The sequence below is a fragment of the Sphingomonas sp. FG14 genome (assembly GCF_057809675.1).
Genome location: NZ_JBMDKK010000003.1, coordinates 493,283 through 515,353, shown reverse-complemented (window position 1 = coordinate 515,353; position 22,071 = coordinate 493,283). Strand labels below are relative to the sequence as shown.

At 65.4% G+C, this 22,071-nt stretch carries 23 protein-coding genes; 14 read left to right on the top strand and 9 right to left on the bottom strand.

The genetic code is table 11. From position 1 onward, the window contains the following. Positions 1–14: 14 nt before the first annotated feature. Positions 15–905 (bottom strand): prephenate dehydratase, encoded by an 891-nt coding sequence (locus ACODTA_RS14600; protein WP_489066637.1) that lies wholly within the window; start codon positions 903–905, stop codon positions 15–17. A 115-nt stretch (positions 906–1,020) separates the two neighbouring features. Here ACODTA_RS14600 and ACODTA_RS14595 point away from each other — a divergent pair, with 115 nt between their 5' ends. Continuing rightward, positions 1,021–1,668, top strand: coding sequence for a c-type cytochrome (locus ACODTA_RS14595; protein ID WP_489066636.1), 648 nt, complete (start codon positions 1,021–1,023; stop codon positions 1,666–1,668). Beyond that, positions 1,665–2,252, top strand: coding sequence for a GNAT family N-acetyltransferase (locus ACODTA_RS14590; RefSeq protein ID WP_489066635.1), 588 nt, complete (start codon positions 1,665–1,667; stop codon positions 2,250–2,252). Before ACODTA_RS14595 ends, ACODTA_RS14590 begins: the two co-directional genes overlap by 4 nt. A 12-nt stretch (positions 2,253–2,264) precedes the next feature. On the opposite strand, the gene ACODTA_RS14585 is transcribed toward ACODTA_RS14590, so the two are convergent. Together ACODTA_RS14585 and ACODTA_RS14580 are read right to left on the bottom strand one after the other, a co-directional pair. Continuing rightward, complete coding sequence (locus tag ACODTA_RS14585) at positions 2,265–3,134, bottom strand: LOG family protein (protein ID WP_489066634.1); 870 nt, start codon at positions 3,132–3,134, stop codon at positions 2,265–2,267. Positions 3,135–3,173: 39 nt separating this feature from the next. Next, positions 3,174–3,878, bottom strand: coding sequence for an extensin family protein (locus ACODTA_RS14580; protein ID WP_489066633.1), 705 nt, complete (start codon positions 3,876–3,878; stop codon positions 3,174–3,176). A 149-nt stretch (positions 3,879–4,027) separates the two neighbouring features. On the opposite strand from ACODTA_RS14580, the gene ACODTA_RS14575 reads away from it, so the two are divergent. The 5 genes from ACODTA_RS14575 (at position 4,028) to ACODTA_RS14555 (ending at position 10,377) form a co-directional block, all read left to right on the top strand. Next, positions 4,028–5,188 (top strand): phosphoserine transaminase, encoded by a 1,161-nt coding sequence (locus tag ACODTA_RS14575; protein ID WP_489066632.1) that lies wholly within the window; start codon positions 4,028–4,030, stop codon positions 5,186–5,188. A 117-nt stretch (positions 5,189–5,305) separates the two neighbouring features. Further along, entirely contained in the window at positions 5,306–6,889 is a 1,584-nt protein-coding gene (gene serA / locus ACODTA_RS14570) for a phosphoglycerate dehydrogenase (protein WP_489066631.1), read from the top strand. An 88-nt stretch (positions 6,890–6,977) separates the two neighbouring features. Further along, entirely contained in the window at positions 6,978–8,090 is a 1,113-nt protein-coding gene (locus ACODTA_RS14565; RefSeq protein WP_489066630.1) for an ATP phosphoribosyltransferase regulatory subunit, read from the top strand. 133 nt (positions 8,091–8,223) lie between these two features. Next, a complete protein-coding gene (locus tag ACODTA_RS14560) occupies positions 8,224–9,513 on the top strand; it encodes an adenylosuccinate synthase (protein WP_489066629.1) in 1,290 nt (429 codons plus the stop codon). Between the two features lie 117 nt (positions 9,514–9,630). Next, positions 9,631–10,377 carry a class I SAM-dependent methyltransferase gene (locus tag ACODTA_RS14555; protein WP_489066628.1) on the top strand — a complete coding sequence of 249 codons (747 nt, stop codon included), beginning with the start codon at positions 9,631–9,633 and terminating at the stop codon, positions 10,375–10,377. Positions 10,378–10,439: 62 nt separating this feature from the next. Here the strand turns inward: ACODTA_RS14555 and ACODTA_RS14550 are convergent, their stop codons facing one another. From ACODTA_RS14550 to ACODTA_RS14530, 5 genes are all read right to left on the bottom strand, one after another. Then, entirely contained in the window at positions 10,440–10,703 is a 264-nt protein-coding gene (locus ACODTA_RS14550; RefSeq protein ID WP_489066627.1) for a hypothetical protein, read from the bottom strand. Between the two features lie 249 nt (positions 10,704–10,952). Beyond that, on the bottom strand, positions 10,953–12,023 hold the full coding sequence (gene aroC / locus ACODTA_RS14545; RefSeq protein ID WP_489066626.1) for a chorismate synthase: 1,071 nt from the start codon (positions 12,021–12,023) through the stop codon (positions 10,953–10,955). Positions 12,024–12,061: 38 nt separating this feature from the next. Next, entirely contained in the window at positions 12,062–12,865 is an 804-nt protein-coding gene (gene fabI, locus ACODTA_RS14540) for an enoyl-ACP reductase FabI (protein WP_343228552.1), read from the bottom strand. Beyond that, positions 12,862–13,836, bottom strand: coding sequence for a YihY/virulence factor BrkB family protein (locus ACODTA_RS14535; RefSeq protein ID WP_489066625.1), 975 nt, complete (start codon positions 13,834–13,836; stop codon positions 12,862–12,864). The genes fabI and ACODTA_RS14535 overlap by 4 nt, the downstream gene beginning before the upstream one ends. A gap of 6 nt (positions 13,837–13,842) precedes the next feature. After that, on the bottom strand, positions 13,843–14,781 hold the full coding sequence (locus ACODTA_RS14530; RefSeq protein WP_489066624.1) for a DnaJ C-terminal domain-containing protein: 939 nt from the start codon (positions 14,779–14,781) through the stop codon (positions 13,843–13,845). A gap of 146 nt (positions 14,782–14,927) precedes the next feature. On the opposite strand from ACODTA_RS14530, the gene pdxH reads away from it, so the two are divergent. The 7 genes from pdxH (at position 14,928) to ACODTA_RS14495 (ending at position 21,345) form a co-directional block, all read left to right on the top strand. Then, positions 14,928–15,518, top strand: coding sequence for a pyridoxamine 5'-phosphate oxidase (gene pdxH, locus ACODTA_RS14525; RefSeq protein WP_489066623.1), 591 nt, complete (start codon positions 14,928–14,930; stop codon positions 15,516–15,518). Then, positions 15,515–16,450: a cation diffusion facilitator family transporter gene (locus tag ACODTA_RS14520; RefSeq protein ID WP_489066622.1), complete on the top strand. Its 936-nt coding sequence runs from the start codon at positions 15,515–15,517 to the stop codon at positions 16,448–16,450. Before pdxH ends, ACODTA_RS14520 begins: the two co-directional genes overlap by 4 nt. After that, positions 16,447–17,241, top strand: a complete 795-nt coding sequence (locus tag ACODTA_RS14515; RefSeq protein ID WP_489066621.1) for a PhzF family phenazine biosynthesis protein — start codon at positions 16,447–16,449, stop codon at positions 17,239–17,241. Before ACODTA_RS14520 ends, ACODTA_RS14515 begins: the two co-directional genes overlap by 4 nt. A gap of 89 nt (positions 17,242–17,330) precedes the next feature. Then, positions 17,331–18,812: a circularly permuted type 2 ATP-grasp protein gene (locus ACODTA_RS14510; protein WP_489066790.1), complete on the top strand. Its 1,482-nt coding sequence runs from the start codon at positions 17,331–17,333 to the stop codon at positions 18,810–18,812. 8 nt (positions 18,813–18,820) lie between these two features. Further along, positions 18,821–19,756 (top strand): alpha-E domain-containing protein, encoded by a 936-nt coding sequence (locus tag ACODTA_RS14505; RefSeq protein ID WP_489066789.1) that lies wholly within the window; start codon positions 18,821–18,823, stop codon positions 19,754–19,756. A gap of 7 nt (positions 19,757–19,763) precedes the next feature. Further along, complete coding sequence (locus tag ACODTA_RS14500) at positions 19,764–20,588, top strand: transglutaminase family protein (RefSeq protein WP_489066620.1); 825 nt, start codon at positions 19,764–19,766, stop codon at positions 20,586–20,588. Between the two features lie 7 nt (positions 20,589–20,595). After that, positions 20,596–21,345 (top strand): proteasome-type protease, encoded by a 750-nt coding sequence (locus ACODTA_RS14495; protein ID WP_489066619.1) that lies wholly within the window; start codon positions 20,596–20,598, stop codon positions 21,343–21,345. Positions 21,346–21,378: 33 nt separating this feature from the next. Here ACODTA_RS14495 and ACODTA_RS14490 read toward each other — a convergent pair whose 3' ends face one another. Next, entirely contained in the window at positions 21,379–21,954 is a 576-nt protein-coding gene (locus ACODTA_RS14490; protein ID WP_489066618.1) for a hypothetical protein, read from the bottom strand. Positions 21,955–22,071: the final 117 nt, after the last annotated feature.

Below are 22,071 nucleotides of genomic sequence, written 5' to 3'. Positions count from 1 at the left end.
AGCGGTCGCCTTGCTTAGCCGCGCGGACGGGCCTGTGGATAGGTGCCCAGCATCCGCACCCATTTGGTGTGGAAAGCCAGTTCCTCCAATGCGCGCTTCACCGCCGGATCGTCGGGCGAGCCCTCGATGTCGGTGAAGAATTCGGTCGCGGCGAAGCTGCCGCCGCGCTGATAGCTTTCCAGCTTCGTCATGTTGACGCCGTTGGTCGCGAAACCGCCCATCGCCTTGTAGAGCGCGGCGGGAATATTCTTCACCTCGAAGATGAAGGTGGTCATCAGCTTGCCTTCGGGCTGTTCGGCAAGCGCCTCGCGCGCGAGCACGACGAAGCGGGTGACATTGTCCTCCGAATCGGCAAGCCCTTCAGCCAATGTCTCGAGCCCGTAGATGCCTGCGGCAAGCGGCGGCGCCAGCGCGGCCACTCCGACATCGTTCATCTCGACGACCAGCGCCGCGGCGCCGGCGGTATCGGCATAAGGCACCGGCGTGATGTTTCGCGCGCGCAGCCAGCGGCGGCACTGGCCGAGCGCCTGGGGGTGGCTCACCGCGTCCCGGATCCCTTCGATCGGCCCAAGCCCCATCAGGCTGTAGCGGATCGGCAGGAAATACTCGCCGGTGATCACCAGCCCGGATTCCGGCAGCAGGAAGTGCATGTCGGCGACGCGGCCGTGCAGCGAATTCTCGATCGGGATGAGCGCGCAGCCCGCCTGCCCCTCCTTCACCGCATCGATCGCATCCTCGAAACTGAAACAGGGCAGCGGCAGGGCGCCCGGAAGCGCCTGTTCCACCGCAAGATGCGAATTGGCGCCGGGCGCGCCCTGAAACGCTACGGCACGCGCGGGTTCGCGGGCTGCGGCCTCCAGCATGGCGGCGACGATCGGGCGGGCGGGAGCGGGATATTTTTCCATGATAGGGCGAGCCGCTTACGCATGAAGCGGATTCGGCACAAGCCGCGCTTGCGATGCTCGACACTGGCTCCTAAAGGGAGCGCCATTCGAATGCGGGACGAACAGAGGGATTCTGATGGACGACAGGTTCAACACGATCGCAGGCTGGACCTTGTTTGCGGGGATCGTGGCACTGGGCGCTTCGATCGCCAGCGGCATGTACTTCCATGCGGAAGCGCCTGAAAAGCCCGGCTACGAAGTCGCGGACGCCGATCCGGCGGGTGGCGGCGGCGCGGCCGAAGCGGTCGATATCGCCACATTGCTGCCGGCTGCCGACGCCGCCAAGGGCGCCGAGGTCTTCAAGAAGTGCGCGGCTTGCCACACCATCAACCAGGGCGGCGCCAACGGCATCGGCCCCAATCTCTACGGCACGATGGGTGAAGAGATCGGCCACGGCAAGGCGGGCTTCGCCTTCTCCGACGCGCTGAAGGGCGTTGGCGGCAACTGGGACTTCCAGAAGATGGATGCGTGGCTCGCCAGTCCGCGCAAGTTCGCGCCGGGCACGAAGATGACCTTCGCCGGTCTCTCCAAGCCCGAGGATCGCGCGAATCTGCTCGTTTACCTGAACGCGCAGGGTTCGAACCTGCCGCTTCCGGCTGCAAGCGCAGCACCCGCAGCCGCCGATGCGGCCGCCGCGGCCCCTGCCGCCAATGGCGCGGCACCGGCGGAGAATGCCGCGGAAGCAGCGCCCGCTGCCAGCGCCGCGGCACCCGCCGCGCATTGATCCGCATCGAACCGCTCGCCGGGCCAGCGCTCGGCGAGCGGATCGACGATCTGGCGGCACTGCGGATCGCCGTCTTCCGCGCCTTTCCCTATCTCTATGACGGGGACCTCGACTATGAGCGCGACTATCTGAAAGCCTATGCCGACAGCCCCGACGCGATCGTCATCGGCGCGTTCGACGGAGATCGGCTGATCGGTGCCGCGACCGCCGCGCCGATGGAGGATCATGCGGCCGAGTTCGCCGCCCCCTTCGAAGCGCGCGGTTACGATCTTTCGACCATCCTCTATTTCGGCGAATCGGTGCTTCTGCCCGACTATCGCGGCCATGGACTGGGTCATGCGTTCTTCGATGGTCGCGAAGCGCATGCGCGCGTGCTGGGGCGCGACCACACGACTTTCTGCGCCGTGGTCCGCCCGACCAGCCACCCTGCCCGTCCCGCCGACTATTCGCCGCTCGATTCGTTCTGGCGCAAGCGCGGCTACGGCCTGCTCGACGGCATCACCACCAGCTTTTCGTGGAAGGATGTCGGCGAGCCGGCCGAAACCGAGAAGCCTATGCAGTTCTGGATGAAGACGCTGGCTTAGGCACCAATTCCGTCACGCCGATGCAGGCTCCGAATAAAAGTCCTGCACGATCGCCCAGGCTTCCTCCGCCGTCTCCACATAGTGGAAAAGATCGAGGTCGCGCGCGGCGATCACCCCTTCTTCCACCAGCGCATCGAAATTCACCACGCGCTCCCAGAATTCGCGGCCGAAGAGCAGCACCGGAATCGGCTTGATCTTGCCCGTCTGGATCAGGGTGAGCAGTTCGAACGTCTCGTCGAACGTACCGAAGCCGCCGGGGAAGACCGCCAGCGCGCGGGCGCGAAGCAGGAAGTGCATCTTGCGCAGCGCGAAATAGTGGAACTGGAAGCTCAGCGACGGCGTGACATAGGGATTGGGCGCCTGTTCGTGGGGCAGCACGATATTGAGCCCCACCGTCTCGGCGCCGACATCGGCGGCGCCCCGGTTCGCGGCTTCCATGATCGACGGGCCGCCACCCGAACAGACGACGAAATGGCGCCAGCCCTCGGTGTCGCGCGGGCTCTGGCTGGCGATCCGCGCGAGTTCGCGCGCGACCTCGTAATATTTGGACTTCGCGATCAGCCGCTCGGCGATACGCCGGCTGGCATCGTCGGTCGCCAGATCGAGCAACGCCGCCGCCTTTTCGGGCTCGGGGATGCGCGCCGATCCATAGAAGACGAACATCGACGCGATCTTGGCCTCGTCGAGCAGCAATTCGGGCTTGAGCAGTTCGAGCTGGAAACGGACCGGGCGCAGATCCTCGCGCAACAGAAAGTCCGTGTCCTGGAAAGCGAGCCTGTAGGCGGGATGCTCGGTCTGGGGGGTCGAAACGCCCTGCTTGGCCTTTTCGGCGTCCTGCTTGGCTTGGGGGAAAACCCGGCTGGGTACGATCTTGTCAGTCATCGAGGGCATTTAGCGGGCTTTGGCGGATAGCCCAAGCCCTCAACGGCAGAACGGCCCGCGCCCCATGTCGAGATGGAAATGATCGTAATGCGCCGCATTGTAATCGGGGCTGAGCACTGTCGCGAATCGCTTGCACGCCGAATTGTGGATCGTCTTCAGAAAGGCGCGCTCGCTGCTCGTTCCTTCCTTCCAGCCGCCGCGCACCGCGATGCGGCGACCATCGTCGAGCACGAAGGCGGCGACATCGACGGCATTGCTGTGGGCATGTTCTGAAAGCCGGCCGGTAGTGCCCCCGTTTCCGTTGATGGTACGGCAATTATAGGTACCCATCGTCTCGATCTTCACGACTTCGGCGCCCAGGATCTGGCGCGCCGCCGGCCGCACTCCGTATCGCGCCCAGGCCGCGAAATTCTTCGCCAGAGGGCACGTCATCGCGCCGAGATTGGTGACGGGCGTACCGATATCGAGCAACTTCACGCCACCCAGCGTCGAGCAACCGCCATCGAACTGACGATCCGGCAAGGCGCTGTATTGCACTGACGCCGCACCGAGGTCGGCCATGCATTGCCGAGTCGAGACATCGGCGGCGAAGCGCGGCGCGGGTACCGGGGCAGGTTTCTGCGCCACCGGCCGCTTGACCGGCACACTCCTGCGAACCTCCGGAGCACCGACACAGGCCGCCAGCGCCATCACGGCGACAAGCGGCCCGGCCCGGAAAATCCGATTTCTACGCAGCAAAACCATGCTTGGAGTTCTACGGCGACAATGGTTAACGACATCCTAAGACATGATCTTCGCGAACTCATCGCTTGACACCGGCGAGCGCGACCTTAGGAGCGGCGCCGGGCCACGCTGTCCCAACGCAGCGCGTGCTCTCTGAAAGGAGAGACTATATGACGAATACCCCAGTGCGCGATGCGCACGATTCCGTGACGACTCGCCCCGACACCAAGCCGGCGCGCCCCCATTTTTCCTCCGGTCCCTGCGCCAAGCCTCCGGGCTGGTCGCCCGAACGCCTCGCGACGGGTTCGCTCGGCCGTTCGCACCGCTCCAAGATCGGCAAGGCACGGCTGCAATACGCCATCAACCTGATGCGCGAGATGCTGCAACTGCCCGACACGCATCGCATCGGCATCGTGCCCGGTTCCGACACCGGCGCCTTCGAAATGGCGATGTGGACGATGCTCGGCGCCCGCCCCGTCACCGCGCTCGCTTGGGAGAGCTTCGGTGAAGGCTGGGTCACCGATGCCGCCAAGCAGCTCAAGATCGATCCGACCGTGCTGCGCGCCGATTATGGCCATATCCCCGATCTGACGCAGATCGACTGGACCAACGATGTGCTGTTCACCTGGAACGGCACCACATCGGGCGCACGCGTGCCGAACGGCGACTGGATCCCCGAGACTCGCGAAGGCCTGACCTTCGCCGACGCGACAAGCGCGGTCTTCGCCTACGATATTCCGTGGGACAAGATCGATGTCGCGACCTTCTCGTGGCAGAAGGTGCTGGGTGGCGAAGGCGCGCATGGCGTGCTGATCCTCGGCCCCCGCGCGGTCGAGCGGCTGGAAAGCTATACGCCCGCCTGGCCGCTGCCCAAGGTGTTCCGCCTGGTTTCCAAGGGCGCGCTGGCAGAAGGCGTGTTCAAGGGCGAGACGATCAACACGCCATCGATGCTGGCCGTCGAGGACGCGATCTTCGCGCTCGAATGGGCGAAGTCGATCGGCGGGCTGGAAGGCCTGATCGGCCGGGCGAACGCGAATGCGGCGGCGCTCGACCGGATCGTCGCGGACCGTGACTGGCTGGGCCATCTCGCGCCGGATCCGGCGACCCGCTCGACCACCAGCGTCTGCCTGACGGTCGAAGGCGCGGACGAAGCGATGATCAAGAAGTTCGCCTCGCTGCTCGAAGCGGAAGACGCGGCCTATGACATCGCCGGCTATCGCGACGCCCCCGCCGGGCTTCGCATCTGGTGTGGCGCCACGGTCGACGCCGCCGATGTCGAAGCACTCGGCCCCTGGCTCGACTGGGCCTATGCGACCGTGAAGGCCGCCTGAACTCAATTCACGTCATCCCGGCGAAGGTCGGGATCTCCCTTCCCTCTCGCGCGCTGACGCAGAGGAAAGCGGGTCCCGAATTTCGTCAGGATGACGAAAACCAGAAAGGTTTTCGCAATGCCCAAGGTTCTTATTTCCGATAAAATGGATCCGCAGGCCGCCGCGATCTTCCGCGAGCGCGGCGTCGAGGTCGATGAAATCACCGGCAAGACCAAGGACGAGCTGATCGCGATCATCGGCCAATATGATGGTCTCGCCATCCGTTCCGCGACCAAGGTCACCAAGGAAGTGCTGGACGCCGCGACCAATCTGAAGGTCGTCGGGCGCGCCGGCATCGGCGTCGACAATGTCGATATCCCCGCCGCTTCCGCCAAGGGCGTGGTGGTGATGAACACCCCGTTCGGCAATTCGATCACCACCGCGGAACATGCGATCGCGCTGATGTTCGCGCTCGCTCGCCAGCTTCCTGAGGCCGACGCCTCCACCCAGGCCGGCAAGTGGGAAAAGAACCGCTTCATGGGCGTCGAGCTGACGAACAAGACGCTGGGTCTGATCGGTGCCGGCAATATCGGTTCGATCGTCGCCGATCGCGCGCGCGGCCTGAAGATGAAAGTGGCCGCCTACGACCCCTTCCTGACGCCCGAGCGCGCCGTGGAACTGGGCATCGAGAAGGTGACGCTGGATGAACTGCTCGCCCGCGCCGACTTCATCACGCTGCACACGCCGCTGACCGACCAGACCCGCAACATCCTGTCTGCCGAGAACATCGCCAAGACCAAGAAGGGCGTTCGCATCATCAACTGCGCGCGCGGCGGGCTGATCGACGAGGCCGCGCTGAAGGCGGCACTCGATTCCGGTCAGGTCGGCGGTGCCGCGCTCGACGTGTTCGTCGAGGAGCCGGCAACGGCGAGCCCGCTGTTCGGCACACCCAACTTCATCTCGACGCCGCACCTGGGCGCGTCCACGAGCGAGGCGCAGGTCAATGTCGCGCTCCAGGTCGCCGAACAGATGGCCGACTATCTGGTCAATGGCGGCATCACCAACGCGCTCAACGTGCCCTCGCTCTCCGCCGAGGAAGCGCCGCAGCTTCGCCCCTATATGACGCTCGCCGAAAAGCTCGGTTCGCTGGTCGGTCAGCTTGAGGGCGACAAGATCAAGGGCGTCGCGGTCGAGGTCGAGGGTGCGGCCGCCGAACTCAACCCCAAGCCGATCACCGCTGCCGTGCTCTCGGGCCTGATGCGCGCCTATTCGGACACGGTGAACATGGTCAACGCGCCCTATCTGGCGCGCGAGCGCGGCCTGGACGTGCGCGAAGTGCGCCATGACCGCGAGGGCGACTATCACACGCTGCTGCGCGTCACCGTCTCGACCGAGGCGGGCGAACGGTCGGTCGCGGGAACGCTGTTCTCGAACGCCGAACCTCGCCTCGTCGAACTGCACGGCATCAAGGTGGAAGCCGATCTCGACGGTGAGATGCTTTATGTCGTCAATCAGGATGCACCCGGTTTCATCGGCCGCATCGGATCGGCGCTGGGTGAGGCGGATGTCAACATCGCCACCTTCCATCTCGGCCGCCGCGCCGCGGGTCCGGGTGGCGAAGCGGCGCTGCTGCTCTCGGTCGATTCGCCCGTGCCCGAGCCGGTATTGTGGTCCGTCTGCAACCTGCCCGGCGTGAAGCGGGTCAAGGCGCTCAAATTCTGACGCTGACGGGGCGGGTTCGGAAACGGACCCGCCCTTCTTCATTCCGGAGCGGATTGCTTTGAATCCGTCATCCGCTAAGAGCCCCAGCATGATCCTGCCTGGCCTGCTTCCCGAAGGATATCGCGACCGGCTTCCGCCCGAGGCGGATGCGTCGGCGCGGCTTGTCCGCTGCGTTCTCGATACCGCGACCGGCTATGGTTATGAGCGCGTCTCGCCGCCGCTCGCTGAGTTCGAGGACGGGCTGCGCGCGGGGCTGAAGACCGCGAGCGTCCAGGACCTGCTTCGCTTCGTCGATCCCGTCTCACAGCGGACCATGGCGATCCGCCCGGACATCACCACGCAGGTCGGCCGCATCGCCGCGACTCGCATGGCCCATCACCCCCGCCCGCTCCGGCTCAGCTATGGCGGGCCGGTGCTCCGGTTGAAGGCGACGCAGCTCCGCCCCGAGCGCGAGATGATGCAGGTCGGCGCCGAACTGATCGGCCTCGACACCGTCGCCGCCGCTCTCGAGATCGTCAGCGTCGCGGTGGAGGCGCTGTCCCGCGCGGGCGTGAGCGGCGTCACCGTCGATTTCACCCTGCCCGATCTGGTTGACCATCTCTCCGCCGGACCGCTGCCGCTCGAGGCCGGCGCGGTCTCCGAGATCCGCGCGCTGCTCGACGCCAAGGACGCGGGCGGGCTGGTCGCGCGCGGTGGAGCCGCCTTCCTGCCGCTGATCGAGGCGGCCGGCACCTTCGATGCCGCGATCGCACGGCTACGCGCCTTCGATACCCAGGGCGCGCTCGCATCGCGGCTCGACGGGCTGGAACGGATCGCCGCAGCGATTCGCGACAAGGTCGCGATCACGCTCGACCCCACCGAACGCCACGGCTTCGAATATCAGAACTGGTTCGGCTTCTCGCTGTTCGCCGAAGGCGTCAGCGGCGAGATCGGGCGTGGCGGATCCTACAGCATCATCCACCCAGACGGGCGCGAGGAGCCGGCGATCGGCTTTTCGCTCTATTGCGATCCGCTGGTCGACGCCGGCCTCGCCGCGGAGGAACGCCGCCGCCTGTTCGTGCCATTCGGCGCCGATCCGGCGGAAGCGGCACGGCTGCGCGAACAGGGCTGGGTGACGGTCGCCGCGCTGACCGAGGACGACAGCCCGACGGCGCAGATCTGTTCGCACATCCTGCGCGACGGAGCGCCACAGGCGCTCTGATCGCTTGACCTTCGGGCGTACCGGAGGCAGAGGAGCGCCCGAACGCGGGTAAATACCCGCACCCATCATATCCGGTCGCCGAGTCCTGTCGAAGGGCGTCCCGGATCCGCTCGGCAGGCGGAGACTCGCATTCATGGCAAATGTCGCGGTAATCGGCGCTCAATGGGGCGACGAGGGCAAGGGTAAGATTGTCGACTGGCTCGCCGAGCGCGCCGACATGGTCGTCCGCTTCCAGGGCGGCCACAATGCTGGCCACACGCTGGTGATCGGCGAGAATGTCTACAAGCTGTCGCTGTTGCCCTCCGGCATCGTGCGCGGCACGCCCAGCGTGATCGGCAACGGCGTGGTGCTCGATCCCTGGGCACTCAAGGCCGAAGTCGAGAAGTTGACCGGCCAGGGCGTGAAGGTGACGCCCGAAACGCTGCACATCGCCGACAATTGCGCGCTGATCCTGCCCTTTCACCGCGATCTCGACGCGCTGCGCGAGGATGCGAGCGGCGCCGGCAAGATCGGCACGACGCGCCGCGGCATCGGCCCGGCCTATGAGGACAAGGTCGGCCGCCGCGCGATCCGCGTCTGCGACCTGGCGCATCTCGACGATCTCGGTCCGCAGCTCGACCGGCTGACCGCGCATCACGACGCACTGCGCGCCGGCTTCGGTGAACCGCCCGTCGACCGCGAGGCATTGCTCGCCGAATTGCGCGAGATCGCCGATTTTGTGCTGTCCTTCGCCAAGCCGGTCTGGCTGATGCTCAACGACGCGCGCAAGCGCGGCCGCCGCATCCTGTTCGAAGGCGCGCAGGGCGTGCTGCTCGACGTCGATCACGGCACCTATCCGTTCGTCACCTCGTCCAACACCATCGCCGGCACCGCCGCCGGCGGATCGGGCCTTGGCCCCGGTGCGGTCGGCTTCGTGCTCGGCATCGCAAAGGCCTATACGACGCGCGTCGGTTCCGGCCCCTTCCCGACCGAGCAGGAAAACGAGATCGGCGAGCGCCTGGGCACGCGCGGCCATGAATTCGGTACCGTCACCGGCCGTAAACGCCGCTGCGGCTGGTTCGACGCGGTGCTGGTGCGCCAATCGGTCGCGGTATCGGGCGTCACCGGCATCGCCCTCACCAAGCTCGACGTGCTCGACGGCTTCGACGAAGTCGGCATCTGCACCGGATACCGGCTGCGCGGGCAGGTGATCGACCATTATCCGAGCAATGCCGCCGATCAGGCCGCTGTCGAACCGATCTACGAAATGATCGAAGGCTGGCAGGAATCGACGGCGGGAGCACGCAGTTGGGCGCAGCTTCCGGCGCAGGCGATCAAATATATCCGCCGTATCGAGGAACTGATCCAGTGCCCCGTCGCGCTGGTTTCGACGAGCCCCGAGCGCGAAGACACTATCCTCGTCCGCGACCCCTTCTCGGACTGATATCTGACTCCGTTCATCGTGCCGGAGCCGGGTGAGTCACGCTCACCGGGTTCCGGCGTACGGGGAACCGAAGCCGACCCGGCTTGTTTGGCGTGGGATGCCGTGTAGCACCCTTATATGACCACGCGCGACGCCACCGGGCTGCTGCCGCGATCGCACGGCGCGCAGGCGCGGGAGATCGTCACCTCGCTCACCGACTGGGCGCATATCCTGCTTTTCGGCGCGATCGGATGGCCATGGCTGCTGCGCAGCCTTTCGGGTGGACGCCCCCGCGACAAGATCGCATTGCTCGACCGGCTCGGACTGCCTCATGATTCATTGCCCAATCTCGGAAGCTGGAAGGCGGATACGGCATTGCTCGGTCTGATCGTGGATCAGATCGAGCGGGCAAGACCCGCTGTCGTCGTCGAGCTGGGTGCCGGTGCGTCTTCCTTCGTCACCGCGCGCGCACTCCAGCTCCATGGCGGGGGACGCCTCGTCAGCTTCGACCAGCATCAGGATTTCGTCGAGGCCACGCGCGGCTGGCTCAACGAGCATGGCATGGACGCCGATATGCGCGGCGCCGCGCTACGGCCGGCACCCGGCGACTGGCCGGGCTATTGGTACGACATCACCGCCCTGCCCGATCGCATCGACATGCTGGTGATCGACGGCCCACCCTGGACCATTCATCCCCAGGTGCGTGGTGCCGCCGAATGCCTGTTCGATCGCATTTCGCCCGGCGGCGTGGTACTGCTCGACGACGGCGCCCGCCCCGGCGAACGCATCCTGCTCCAGCGCTGGCGGCAACGCTGGCCCGATTTCGAGTTCCGGCTGGATCTGAGCGGCGCCAAGGGCACGGTGATCGGCATCCGGCGCGGCTGATACATTGCAAAACGGCCGACCACCTTTGGTGGCCGGCCTGATCGATCTTCGGACAGGCCCGGTTATTCGGGGCTCTTTTCCTTCTTCTTGCCCTTCTTGTGCTTGCTGTGATCCGTCTCGTCGGCGGGCGGGGCCGCGCTGTCGCTCGGCGCCTCGGCCGGCTGCGCCATCGGATCGGCGGGCTGCGCAACAGGGTCGGCCGGCGCCGCAGCATCCTGCGTGGTGGTTTCGACGGGTGCCTGGGGCGGCTGGGCGGCCGTATCCTGGGCCTGGGCAGCACCGGCGAAGAACAGGGCCGAGCCCGCGAAGATGATGAGATTGCGCATGAAAACTCCTGACTAGAGCGGTCGATCCGATTGAATCGGATCGACCGCTCTAAGTTTTTGTTTCGCCACGATTTCCGAGTCGTCAGATAAAATCATCTGACTGGAAATCGCTCTAGCGTGCCTTGATCAGCGACGAACCAACGTCGCGCACGCGCTTAGGATGCGCGGTTCATCCCGGCAGCGGCCCCGCCCGCCGAGCGGCGAAGACAGGGCGTTGGATGTGCGGGACGGATGGCGGAACCGGCGGGTTCAGCCACCGCACTGGGCGCGATGGAGCAATTTCTGGTCGGCGAGCACCAGCGCCGCCATCGCCTCGACCACGGGCACGCCCCTGATCCCGACACAGGGGTCATGCCGCCCCTTGGTCCGGATTTCAGATGCCGCGCCATCGCGGTCGATCGTCTCGACCGGCGTCAGGATCGAGCTGGTCGGCTTGAACGCCACGCGCAACCGCACCGGCTGACCGGTGGAAATGCCGCCGGCGATGCCCCCGGCATGATTGGCCAAGAATATCGGCCCCTCATTGCCGGGGCGCATCGGATCGGCATTCTGCTCGCCAGTCAGGCGCGCAGCCGCGAAGCCGTCGCCGATTTCGACGCCCTTTACCGCATTGATGCTCATCATCGCCGCGGCCAGTTCGCTGTCGAGCTTCGCGTAGAGCGGTGCGCCCCATCCGGGGGGCACGCCAACACACTCACATTCGATCACCGCGCCCAGCGACGATCCCGATTTGCGCGCATCATCGACCAGCTTCTCCCAGCGGATCGCAGCCTGGGGATCGGGGCAGAAGAACGGATTGCGCTCGATCTCGCGCGGATCGAAGCGCGCCGGATCAACGGCGTCGCCGCCGATCTCGGACACCCAGGCCAGGATCGACACTTCGGGGATAGCTAGCCGCGCCACCGCACCCGCGGCCACGCGCGCCGCCGTCTCGCGCGCGGAACTGCGCCCGCCGCCGCGATAGTCGCGAAAGCCGTATTTGGCGTCATAGGCATAATCGGCATGACCGGGGCGATAAGCCTTGGCGACCTCCGAATAATCCTTCGAACGCTGGTCGATATTCTCGATCATCAAAGAGATGGGCGTACCGGTCGTCCGCCCCTCGAACACGCCCGACAGTATACGGACCTGATCGGGTTCCTGCCTTTGCGTCGTGAAACGCGACTGACCGGGCCGCCTCTTGTCGAGAAAGGGCTGGATATCGGCTTCGGACAGGGCAAGCCCCGGCGGGCAGCCGTCAACGACCGCGCCAAGCGCGGGCCCGTGCGATTCGCCCCAACTCGTGAAGCGGAACACGCGACCGAACGTGTTGAAGCTCATGCCCTTCTCCCCCTCTCCCCACAAAAGGGGAGAAAGCCCTAAGCCAGGGCGATGTCCGCCGCGTCCTCGGCCTTCATGCCGATGACGTGATAGCCCGCATCCACGTGATGCGTCTCGCCAGTCACGCCGCTGGCGAGATCGCTCAGCAGATACAGGCCGGCGCCGCCGACATCGTCGATCGTGACGTTGCGACGCAGCGGTGAGTTCAGCTCGTTCCACTTCAGGATGTAGCGGAAATCGCCGATGCCCGATGCCGCCAGCGTCTTGATCGGCCCGGCGGAGATCGCGTTGACGCGGATATTCTCCGGTCCCAGGTCCATCGCCAGATATTTGACGCTGGTTTCCAGCGCGGCCTTCGCCACGCCCATGACGTTATAGTGCGGGATCACCTTCTCCGCGCCATAATAGCTGAGCGTCAGCAGCGCCCCGCCATTCGGCATCATCGCGCGCGCGCGCTGCGCCACCGCGACGAAGCTGTAGGCGGAGATGTTCATCGTCATCAGGAAATTGTCGAGGCTGGTGTCGACATACAGGCCGCGCAGCTCGTTCTTGTCCGAATAGCCGATGGCGTGGACGACGAAATCGATCGTCGGCCAGCGCGCCGCCAGCGTCGCGAACGCCGCGTCGAGATTCGCCATGTCCGACACGTCGCAATCGATCAGCAGATCCGAACCGACCTGCTCGGCAAGCGGGCGCACCCGCTTCTCCATCGCCTCGCCCTGGTAGCTGAAGGCAAGCTCCGCGCCCGCCGCGCGCAGTTGCTGCGCAATCCCCCATGCCAGCGAGCGATCGTTGGCGAGCCCCATGATCAGCCCGCGCTTTCCGGTCATCAAGCCGTTCACACGTCCTCCGTAACTGTCGACGACGCTGCCTTCGCCACCGGCGCCGGACTGTCGTCCCCGCGCCGCGTCCCTGGGCTTTCAGCCAGCGCCGCATTGAGTTCGGCCCCGATAACCACGCCGAAGCCAACAAGATAGAAGAAAATGAGCGAGATCATGACACCAGCGAGACTTCCATATGTCAGATCGTACGAACCGAAATGGGCGATCGCCATCGGCAGCAGTGCGCTGACGCCCAGCCACCAGGCGGTGACGATCAGCGCACCGGGCCATTTCGGATATTCGCGACCGCGATACGCCTTGGGCGTCAGCGACACGAACAGCATGTACATCGCGGCGAACAGCGCGAGCCCCGGCGCCGCGCGCGAAAAGGTCACGAGATTGGCGAGTTCCGATTCGACCGGAAGCACGCGGATGATGAACTGCTCCGCCGCGAGCAGGATCACCTGGAAGCTGAATGCGATCATGACCAGAACGACCGACCCGACGATCAGCCCGATCGATCCCAGCCGATATTCCCAGAAGGGCCGTGAATAACGGACTCCATAGGCACGGCGCAGAATGTCACGGATCGTCTCGATGAAGCTGCCCGTTGTCCACAGGCCGACAAGCGCGCCCAGCCACAGCAGCGAGCCCGAGCGAGCGCTCAGCACATCGCCGATCGGCTTGGCCAACACTTCCGCCACGCCGGGCGGCACCGTGCGCAGAAATGCATCGACGGCATGCAGCCCATCCTCGGTACGCCCGAAAAGGCGCGCGACCGCCGCCGCGACGATGAAGAAGGGAAACAATGTGACCAGCGCCAGATAGGCGAGGTTCCCCGCGTGAATGAAGCCGTCGCTATAGACGCCGATAGCGACACGCTTGGCGACGGTGAAGGGATAGGTGCCCGGCCTGATCCGATCGAATGCGGCCCGCGCACCGGAGAGCCGCTTGCGCCTCTCCTCCGGCGATTGGGGCGATATGTTCTGCATCGGGGATCAAACGCCGAGCGCGGCCCTCGGGTTTCGCGCGGCGTCTCCCTTCCAGTCGCTGACGAACGCATTGAGCGCCGCGTCATCGGCGGGAATATCGACGATCAGCGTGACAAGCTGGTCGCCGCGCGTGCCGGACTTGCCATGAAATCCCTTGCCCTTAAGCCGCAGCACCTTGCCCGAATTCGAACCCGCAGGGATGCCAAGCATCACCGGCCCGTCGACCGTGGGCACCTTCACCTTCGCGCCGAGCAAGGCTTCGGACAGGGTGACGGGCAGATCGACGCGGACATTGTCGCCATCGCGCGTGAAGAAACGGTGCGGCCGCACCTCGACAGTGACGATCGCATCGCCCGGCCCGCCCGGCCCGGGCTGGCCCTTACCGCCCAACCGCATCTGCGTGCCGGTCTCCACCCCGCTCGGCAGCTTCAGATCGATCGTCGCGCCATCCTGCAGGGTGATGCGCTGCGGCTTCAGCGCCGCGGCATCCTCGAACGCCACCGCCAGCCGGTACGAGACATTGCCGCCTTTTTGCGGCGGCGCGCGGCGCTGCCCGCCAAAACCGCCGAAACCACCGCTCGAACGCTGGCGTCCGCCACCGCCGAACAGGCCGTCGAAGATGTCGCCGAGATCGAGCCCTTCTTCCGAAAACTCGAAATGCTGCGATCCGCTCCCCCGCCCGCCACCGGGATGGCCGCCACCGAAGCCGAAGGGCGATGTGGGATTGCCGTCGCCATCGATCTCCCCACGATCGAAGCGCGCGCGCTTGTCCTTGTCGGTCAACAGGTCATAGGCGGCCGTGACCTGCCCGAAGCGCTCAGTCGCCTTCGGATTGTCCTTGTTGCGATCGGGATGAAGCTCCTTCGCCAGCCCACGATAGGCCTTCTTGATCTCGGCCTCGCTGGCCCCGCGGGCCACGCCCAAAGTCGCATAAGGATCTGCCATGCCGCCTAGCTAGTGCGTGGCGCGGCTCCCGGCAACCATGGCGAATGGTTCGATCCCAAACGGAGACAAGCGATTGGGCCGGCATGAACGCCAACCCCATGCAACTGGCCCTTTGGCATCGCCGCGCAATCGCCTAAACCGCAGTCATGACGCAGGATCCCTTCGCCCTTTTCGACGACTGGTTCGCGGCCGCGCGCGCCAGCGAGATCAACGACAGCAATGCGATGGCGCTCGCCACCGTCGATGGCGAAGGCCGCCCATCGGTACGCATGGTGCTGCTGAAGGGCCATGGCCCCGAAGGCTTCGTCTTCTACACCAACCAACAGAGCCGCAAGGCCGAACAGCTTGCCGCCAGCCCCAATGCCGCCCTGCTGTTCCACTGGAAATCGCTGCGCCGACAGGTGCGAATCGAAGGTCCGGTCTCGACCGTCAGCGATGCGATGGCGGACGCTTATTTCGCGACCCGCCACCGCGATTCGCAGCTCGGCGCCTGGGCGTCGGACCAATCGCGCCCGCTGGATGCACGCGAGACCTTCGAGCGTCGATTCGACGAGGCGAAGGCCCGGTTCGAGGGTGGCGACGTCCCCCGCCCACCGCACTGGTCTGGCTATCTGGTGACGCCAGAGCGCATCGAATTCTGGCAGGATCGCGAGTATCGGTTGCATGAGCGCCGGCTTTTCCTGCGCACCGACGCGTCGGCCGGTGGAGGATGGAGCGAGACGCTCCTCTATCCATGACCGTGGCAGCGACGCCGGCCGAACGCGCGCGGCTGACGCGCAACGCGGCGATCGCGAGCCTCTCGGTCGCCTTCATCCTGCTGTTGCTCAAAAGCTATGCGGCCTGGGCGACCGGATCGGTGGCCATGCTCGGATCGCTCGCCGATACCGGCCTCGACATATTAGCGTCGCTCGTCACCCTGTTCGGCGTCCATATCGCCGCCCAGCCCGCCGACGAGGGGCATCGCTTCGGTCATGGCAAGGCGGAAGCGATCGCCGCGATGTTCCAGGTGGTCGTCATCACGGTTTCCGCGCTGGCGATCGCCGCCCGTGCGGTGTCGCGATTGATGGCGGGCGATACCACCGCCAATGCCGAATATGGCATCGGCGTCTCCACCGTCGCGATCGTGTTCACGCTCGGCCTTGTCGCCTATCAGCGCAGCGTGATCGCACGGACCCGCTCGGTCGCGATCCGCGCCGACAATGTCCATTACCAAAGCGACCTGTTGCTGAACGGCGCGGTGATCGCAGCACTCGTCATCGATCAATATCTCGGGCTGGCAGGCGCCGATCCGGTGTTCGGCGTGCTGATCGCGCTGTGGCTGCTTTATGGCGCCTGGCGCGCCTCGTCCCAGGCGCTCGACCAACTCATGGACAAGGAATGGCCCGCCGACAGGCGCGCGCGCTTCCTCGAGATCGCGGCGCGGCACCCCGAACTGGTCGATATCCACGATCTGCGCACGCGCACCAGCGGTTCGCAGGATTTCGTCCAGTTCCATGTCCGCGTCGATCCCGACCTGACCGTCGCCGAGGCGCATCGCATCATGGACGAAGTGGAGGCGAAACTCGCCATCGAATTTCCCGATGTCGAGATCCTGATCCACCCCGATCCGGACGGCCAGGTCGACCGTGCGGGCGAGGATGACGAACGGTTGAGGGAGACGCCACAATGAAGCTGCCCATCATCCAGGTCGACGCCTTTGCGGACCGGCCCTTCACCGGCAATCCGGCGGCGGTGGTCCCGCTCGACGCCTGGCTCTCCGACGATGTCCTGCTGGCGATTGCGATGGAGAATAATCTCTCCGAAACCGCCTTCATCCTGCCGGACACCAGCGGCGACGCCGATTACGAGCTACGCTGGTTCACACCGACGGGCGAAGTGACCTTATGCGGCCATGCGACGCTGGCGAGCGGGCATGTCGTGCTCTCGGGTAATCCGGCGCGGTCCGGGGTGCGCTTCCGCACGCGCCGGGCGGGTATTCTCGAAGTCGCGCGCGCGGATGACGGCTATGCGCTCGCCCTGCCCGCCTGGACGCCCGAGCCCAGGCCGCTACCCGATCTGGTCGCGGCACTCGGGCTCTCGAGCGCGGTCGAGACTTTGTGGCATTCGAGCCGATACGGCCTGATCGTGGTCGAGAACGAAGCGACCGTCCGCGCGATCCGACCCGATTTCCGCGCGCTCGCGGCGGACGACGACGTGCTGACGATCGTCACCGCGCCGGGTGACCTGACCGATATCGTCAGCCGCGCCTTCGGCCCCGGCGTCGGGGTCGACGAGGATCCGGTGACCGGATCGGCGCATGCCGTTTCCGTGCCCTATTGGGCGAAGCGACTGGGGCGCACCAAATTCACCGCTTATCAGGCCAGCCGGCGCGGCGGCCACCTGACCTGCCGGCTCGATGGCGATCGCGTGATCCTGGGCGGCCGCTGCGTCACCGTCATCGAAGGCAACTTCGTGCTTTGACCACATGAACGCCCCCTTGTGCGATGCAACAAAGCCGTGCAGTCTCGCGTTCGGAACGCAACTGGGGAAGCGGGTTCGATATCACGGGCATGGCATCACGCGGGACATTCGACGAGATCTGGGGCTTCGGCGCACGGCGCCATGCCCGACCGGGCCTGGAGGAACTGGCCGCCTGGACAAAGGCGACCCCGCGCGCCGAATTCGAACGAAGACAGGGCGCCGCCGAGCAATATTTCCGTGATCTCGGCATCACCTTCGCCGTCTATGGCGAAGAAGACAGCGCGGAACGCATCATCCCCTTCGATATCGTGCCACGCATCTTCACCGCCACGGAATGGACATCGCTTTCCGAAGGCCTGGTGCAGCGCGTCGAGGCGCTCAACGCCTTCCTGAAGGACATATACGGGCCGCAGCGCATCCTGGCGGACGGCATCATCCCGCCCGAGCTGATCTTCACCAACCCGCAATATTGCATCCCCGCCTCCGCCGCACGGCCGCCGCACGACATCCATGCGCATATCTGCGGCATCGACCTGGTTCGTACCGGCCCCGACGCGTTCTTCGTGCTGGAGGACAATGCCCGCACGCCCTCGGGCGTCAGCTACATGATCGAGAATCGCGAGGCGATGCTGCGGCTGTGCCCGGAACTGTTCGAAACCTATCCGATCCGCCCGGTCGATACCTATAACGACTCGCTGTTCCGCACTCTCGTTTCAGTCGCGCCCGAAAGCGCGCGGCGCGATCCGGTTTGCGTGCTGCTGACTCCCGGCCATTTCAACTCGGCCTTTTACGAACACAGCTTCCTCGCCGATACGATGGGCATCGCGCTGGTCGAGGGATCCGACCTCGAAGTCGACGAGGACGTCGTCTACATGCGCACCATCTCTGGCCGGGTGCGCGTGGACGTGATCTATCGCCGCGTCGATGACGACTTCCTCGATCCCCTCGTTTTCCGCCCGGATTCGATGCTGGGCGTCGCCGGGCTCATGTCCGCCTGGCAGGCAGGCAACGTCACCATCGTCAACGCGCCCGGCACCGGCATCGCCGACGACAAGGCGATCTACAGCTATATGCCGGAGATCGTGAAATATTATTCGGGCGGCGAGGCCAAGCTGCCCAATGTCGAGACCTGGCGCTGCCGCGAACCGCAAGCGCTCAAATATGTGCTCGACAATCTCGAGCAGCTTGTCGTGAAGCTCGTCGATGGCTCGGGCGGCTACGGCATGCTCGTCGGCCCCACCGCGAGCCGTGACGAGATCGAGACGTTTCGCGCCGCACTGAAGGCCGAGCCCGCGCGCTACATCGCTCAGCCGACATTGGCACTGTCGACGGTGCCGACCTGGACCGCCAAGGGCATCGCCCCGCGCCATGTTGATTTCCGGCCTTTCCTGCTCACGGGCCGTGACGGCATCACCGTCACGCCGGGCGGGCTGACGCGCGTCGCGCTCAAGGAAGGATCACTGGTCGTCAATTCCAGCCAGGGCGGCGGCACAAAGGACAGTTTCGTCCTGATGGACGATGGCGCTGGCCAGTCCCAGTCGCAATCCCAATCTTTGGGAGCGACGCGATGAGCCTGATCATGCTGTCGCGCACCGCCGCCAATCTCTACTGGATCGGCCGCTATGTCGAACGCGCCGAATTCACCGCGCGGCTGCTGGAAGCGACGATCCGGCTCGACTCGCTCTCCGCCCGCCCCGCTGGCATGGGCGCCTGGACGAGCGCGCTGGCCGTCGCGTCCGCCGCGCAAGGCTTCAAGGCGACGGGGGAGAATATCTCGCCCATGCATGTCAGCCGCTATCTGGCGCTCGACGAGAACAATCCCAGTTCGATCCGATCGTGCATCCAGACCGCGCGTTCCAATGCCCGCGCCGCCCGCGTCGCGCTGACGCGCGAGGCATGGGAAACGATCAATCGCGCCTGGAACAATCTGAAGGGCCGCACCAGCACGGGCGGCACCCAGGCGACGCTCAACCTGGCCGACCAGATCAAGGCGGAGGCACGCGGCTTCGAAGGCGCGATCAACCGCATGCTCCACAGCGAATCCTATTGGTTCGTGAAGCTGGGATCGATCATCGAGCGTGGCGAGGCGACCGCCCGGCTGCTCGACGTGAAATATCACCTGCTGCTGCCCGAGGGTGAGAGAGTGGGCGGCCTGATCGACCGCGACCAATGGCTGACCCTGTTGCAGGTCGTTTCCGCGCGCACCGCCTATCACATGCTCTATCCAGAGGGACTGAAGCCCTGGCTGGTCGCGGAAATGCTGATCTTCCGGCGCGCGATGCCGCGATCACTGGTCGCGACAGCGGACGAGGCGAGCCAGATGCTCAGCGCCATCGCGGGTGCGATCGGCAAGCAGGGTCAGGCCGACCGGCTGGCACGCCGGCGCGAGGCGGCATTGGAACGGCTGACCATCGACAGCGTCTTCCAGAACGGGCTCCACCAGTTCCTGCTGGGCTTCATTCGTGACAATAACGAGCTGGATGCCGCGATCGCCGAGCAGTTCCGGTTCACCTGAGGCCCCGATGCACCTGACGATCGACTATCGTACCGACTATCGGTTCAGCCAGCCGCAGACGCGGATCATCCAGTTGCTGCGCGTGACGCCGGACAGCCATGCCGGGCAGATCATCGTCAACTGGACGCTCGACGTGGAATGCGACGCGCGGCTGCGCAACCATGTCGACGGCTATGGCAACAAGGTGACGATGCTCTATGTCCCGGGCCCGGTCGATCACGTCAGCGTCAATGTGTGGGGAGAGGTGTTCACCGACGACACCGCCGGCGTGATCCGCGACGCGCCAGAGCCGCTGCCGCCCACGCTATTCCTGCGCTCGACGCCGCTTAGCCGGCCCAATGCCGCGATCGCCGATCTCGCCACGCGCCTCACCGAGGTGGAGAAGGACGAATTGTCCCGGCTGCACCTGCTGAACCGCGAACTCAACCGGCGGCTGCGCTTCGATCCAGGCAAGACCCAGGTCGATACCGATGCGGGCGCCGCTTTCGACGCCGGCCATGGCGTCTGCCAGGATTTCGCGCATATCTTCTGCGCGGCGGCGCGCGCCATGGGAACGCCGGCACGCTATGTATCGGGGCATCTGTTCCGCCGTGACGGATTGGCGGAACAGCCCGCCGCCCATGCCTGGACCGAGGCGCATGTCGAGGGTTTCGGCTGGATCGGCTTCGATCCCGCCAACGGCATCTGCGCGGATGATGCCTATGTGCGGGTCGCGACGGGACTGGACTATGCCGCCGCGGCTCCGCTATCCGGGGCGCGCACAGGCGGCGGCCACGAGAATCTGTCCGTCGCGGTGCGCGTCAGCATGTCCCAGAGCCAGCAGCAGAACTAGACGATCGATGACCTATTGCGTTGGAATGCTCGTCGAGGCCGGCCTGGTGATGATCGCCGACACGCGGACTAATGCGGGTGTCGACAGCATCTCCACCTATCGCAAGCTGCACATGCTGGAAGACAGCGAACGCGGCATCGTGGTGGGCATGACGGCGGGCAATCTCTCGGTCACCCAGTCCGCGCTGGCGATGCTGCGCGAAGGACTGCCCGATCCCCAGCATGAAGGCCAGGTACGGCGGATCGAGGACATGCCAACGATCTTCCGTGCGGCGCAGCTTGTCGGCGAGGCGATTCACCATGCCCGCAGCGACCTGGAAAGCACGCTGCAAGGCACCAGCATCAACACCGGCGTCTCCTTCCTGATCGGCGGCAGCATCGGCGGCGAACAGCTTCGCCTCTACATGATCTACAGCCAGGGCAATTTCATCGAATGCTATCCGGAAACGCCGTTCCTGCAGATCGGCGAGACCAAATACGGCAAGCCGATCCTCGATCGCGCGCTTTCCTACACCACCTCGCTCGGTGAGGTGGTGAAGGTGGGGCTGATCTCGTTCGACAGCACGATGCGCTCCAACCTGGCGGTCGGCCGCCCGCTCGATCTGATCGTGATCCCGGCGGACCGTACCCAGCCGGACATCCGCCGCCGCATCGACTGGGACGATCGATACTTCAACGACCTGTCGGTGCGCTGGGGCATGCTGCTCAACGAAGCGCGCGCCACGATACCGGATCCGCCGTTCATGCCGGCGGATTAAGGGTTCGACCCAAACCCGATCATTCCCGGTTTTTCAGGCGGCTCGACGCGGCAAGGATGCCAGGGGCACCAGGCTATCCGCTATGACGACATAAAAGTCGCAAATTTCCGCAAGTTCACCAGCCGCCATGATCAATTCTCCGCCAACGGCAACGCGGTAGGGCGTGTTTCTCGGCCAACCCGCGGTGATCATGGAATCGTCCGGTCGGTCACCTCGACCAACCCGGCCGGAGCAGTGAAACAAGCAATCGCGTGACCGCCCCAGCGCGGTGAGGCGGCCATGATCGGCATCGCCGATCCGCAATGCACCGCGCAGCCGGCGTAGCTTGTTCGCGGTGTTCCGCTCGTTTGGCGGACCGGGAGCGCCGCAGGCATGCGCCACTTCCTCGATCAATATGTTGAGAAATCGATCCAGCTCCCGCAATCCATTTCCGAGCACCTTGGCGCGATATCCGGCCGTCACTCCGCCACACTCATCCGGCAACGCAGACAGCCCGGCACCCAGGAAGCGCGCGCCCCGCCGCAATGTGTCGTGAGCACGATCGACTGCCGTATTCCGGATCGGTTCGCCGAGGACCGTCCCCCCACGACCGGCTGTCATATCCGTCATGGCAGCCCCCCAATATGTAAGCGGGAGCACGAAGGTCTCTCAGCCGCGAGCGCCTACGAACGAACTGCCTGCGATACCGAATGCTAGACAGTTTCGCCGCCAATTGGAACCGCCTAT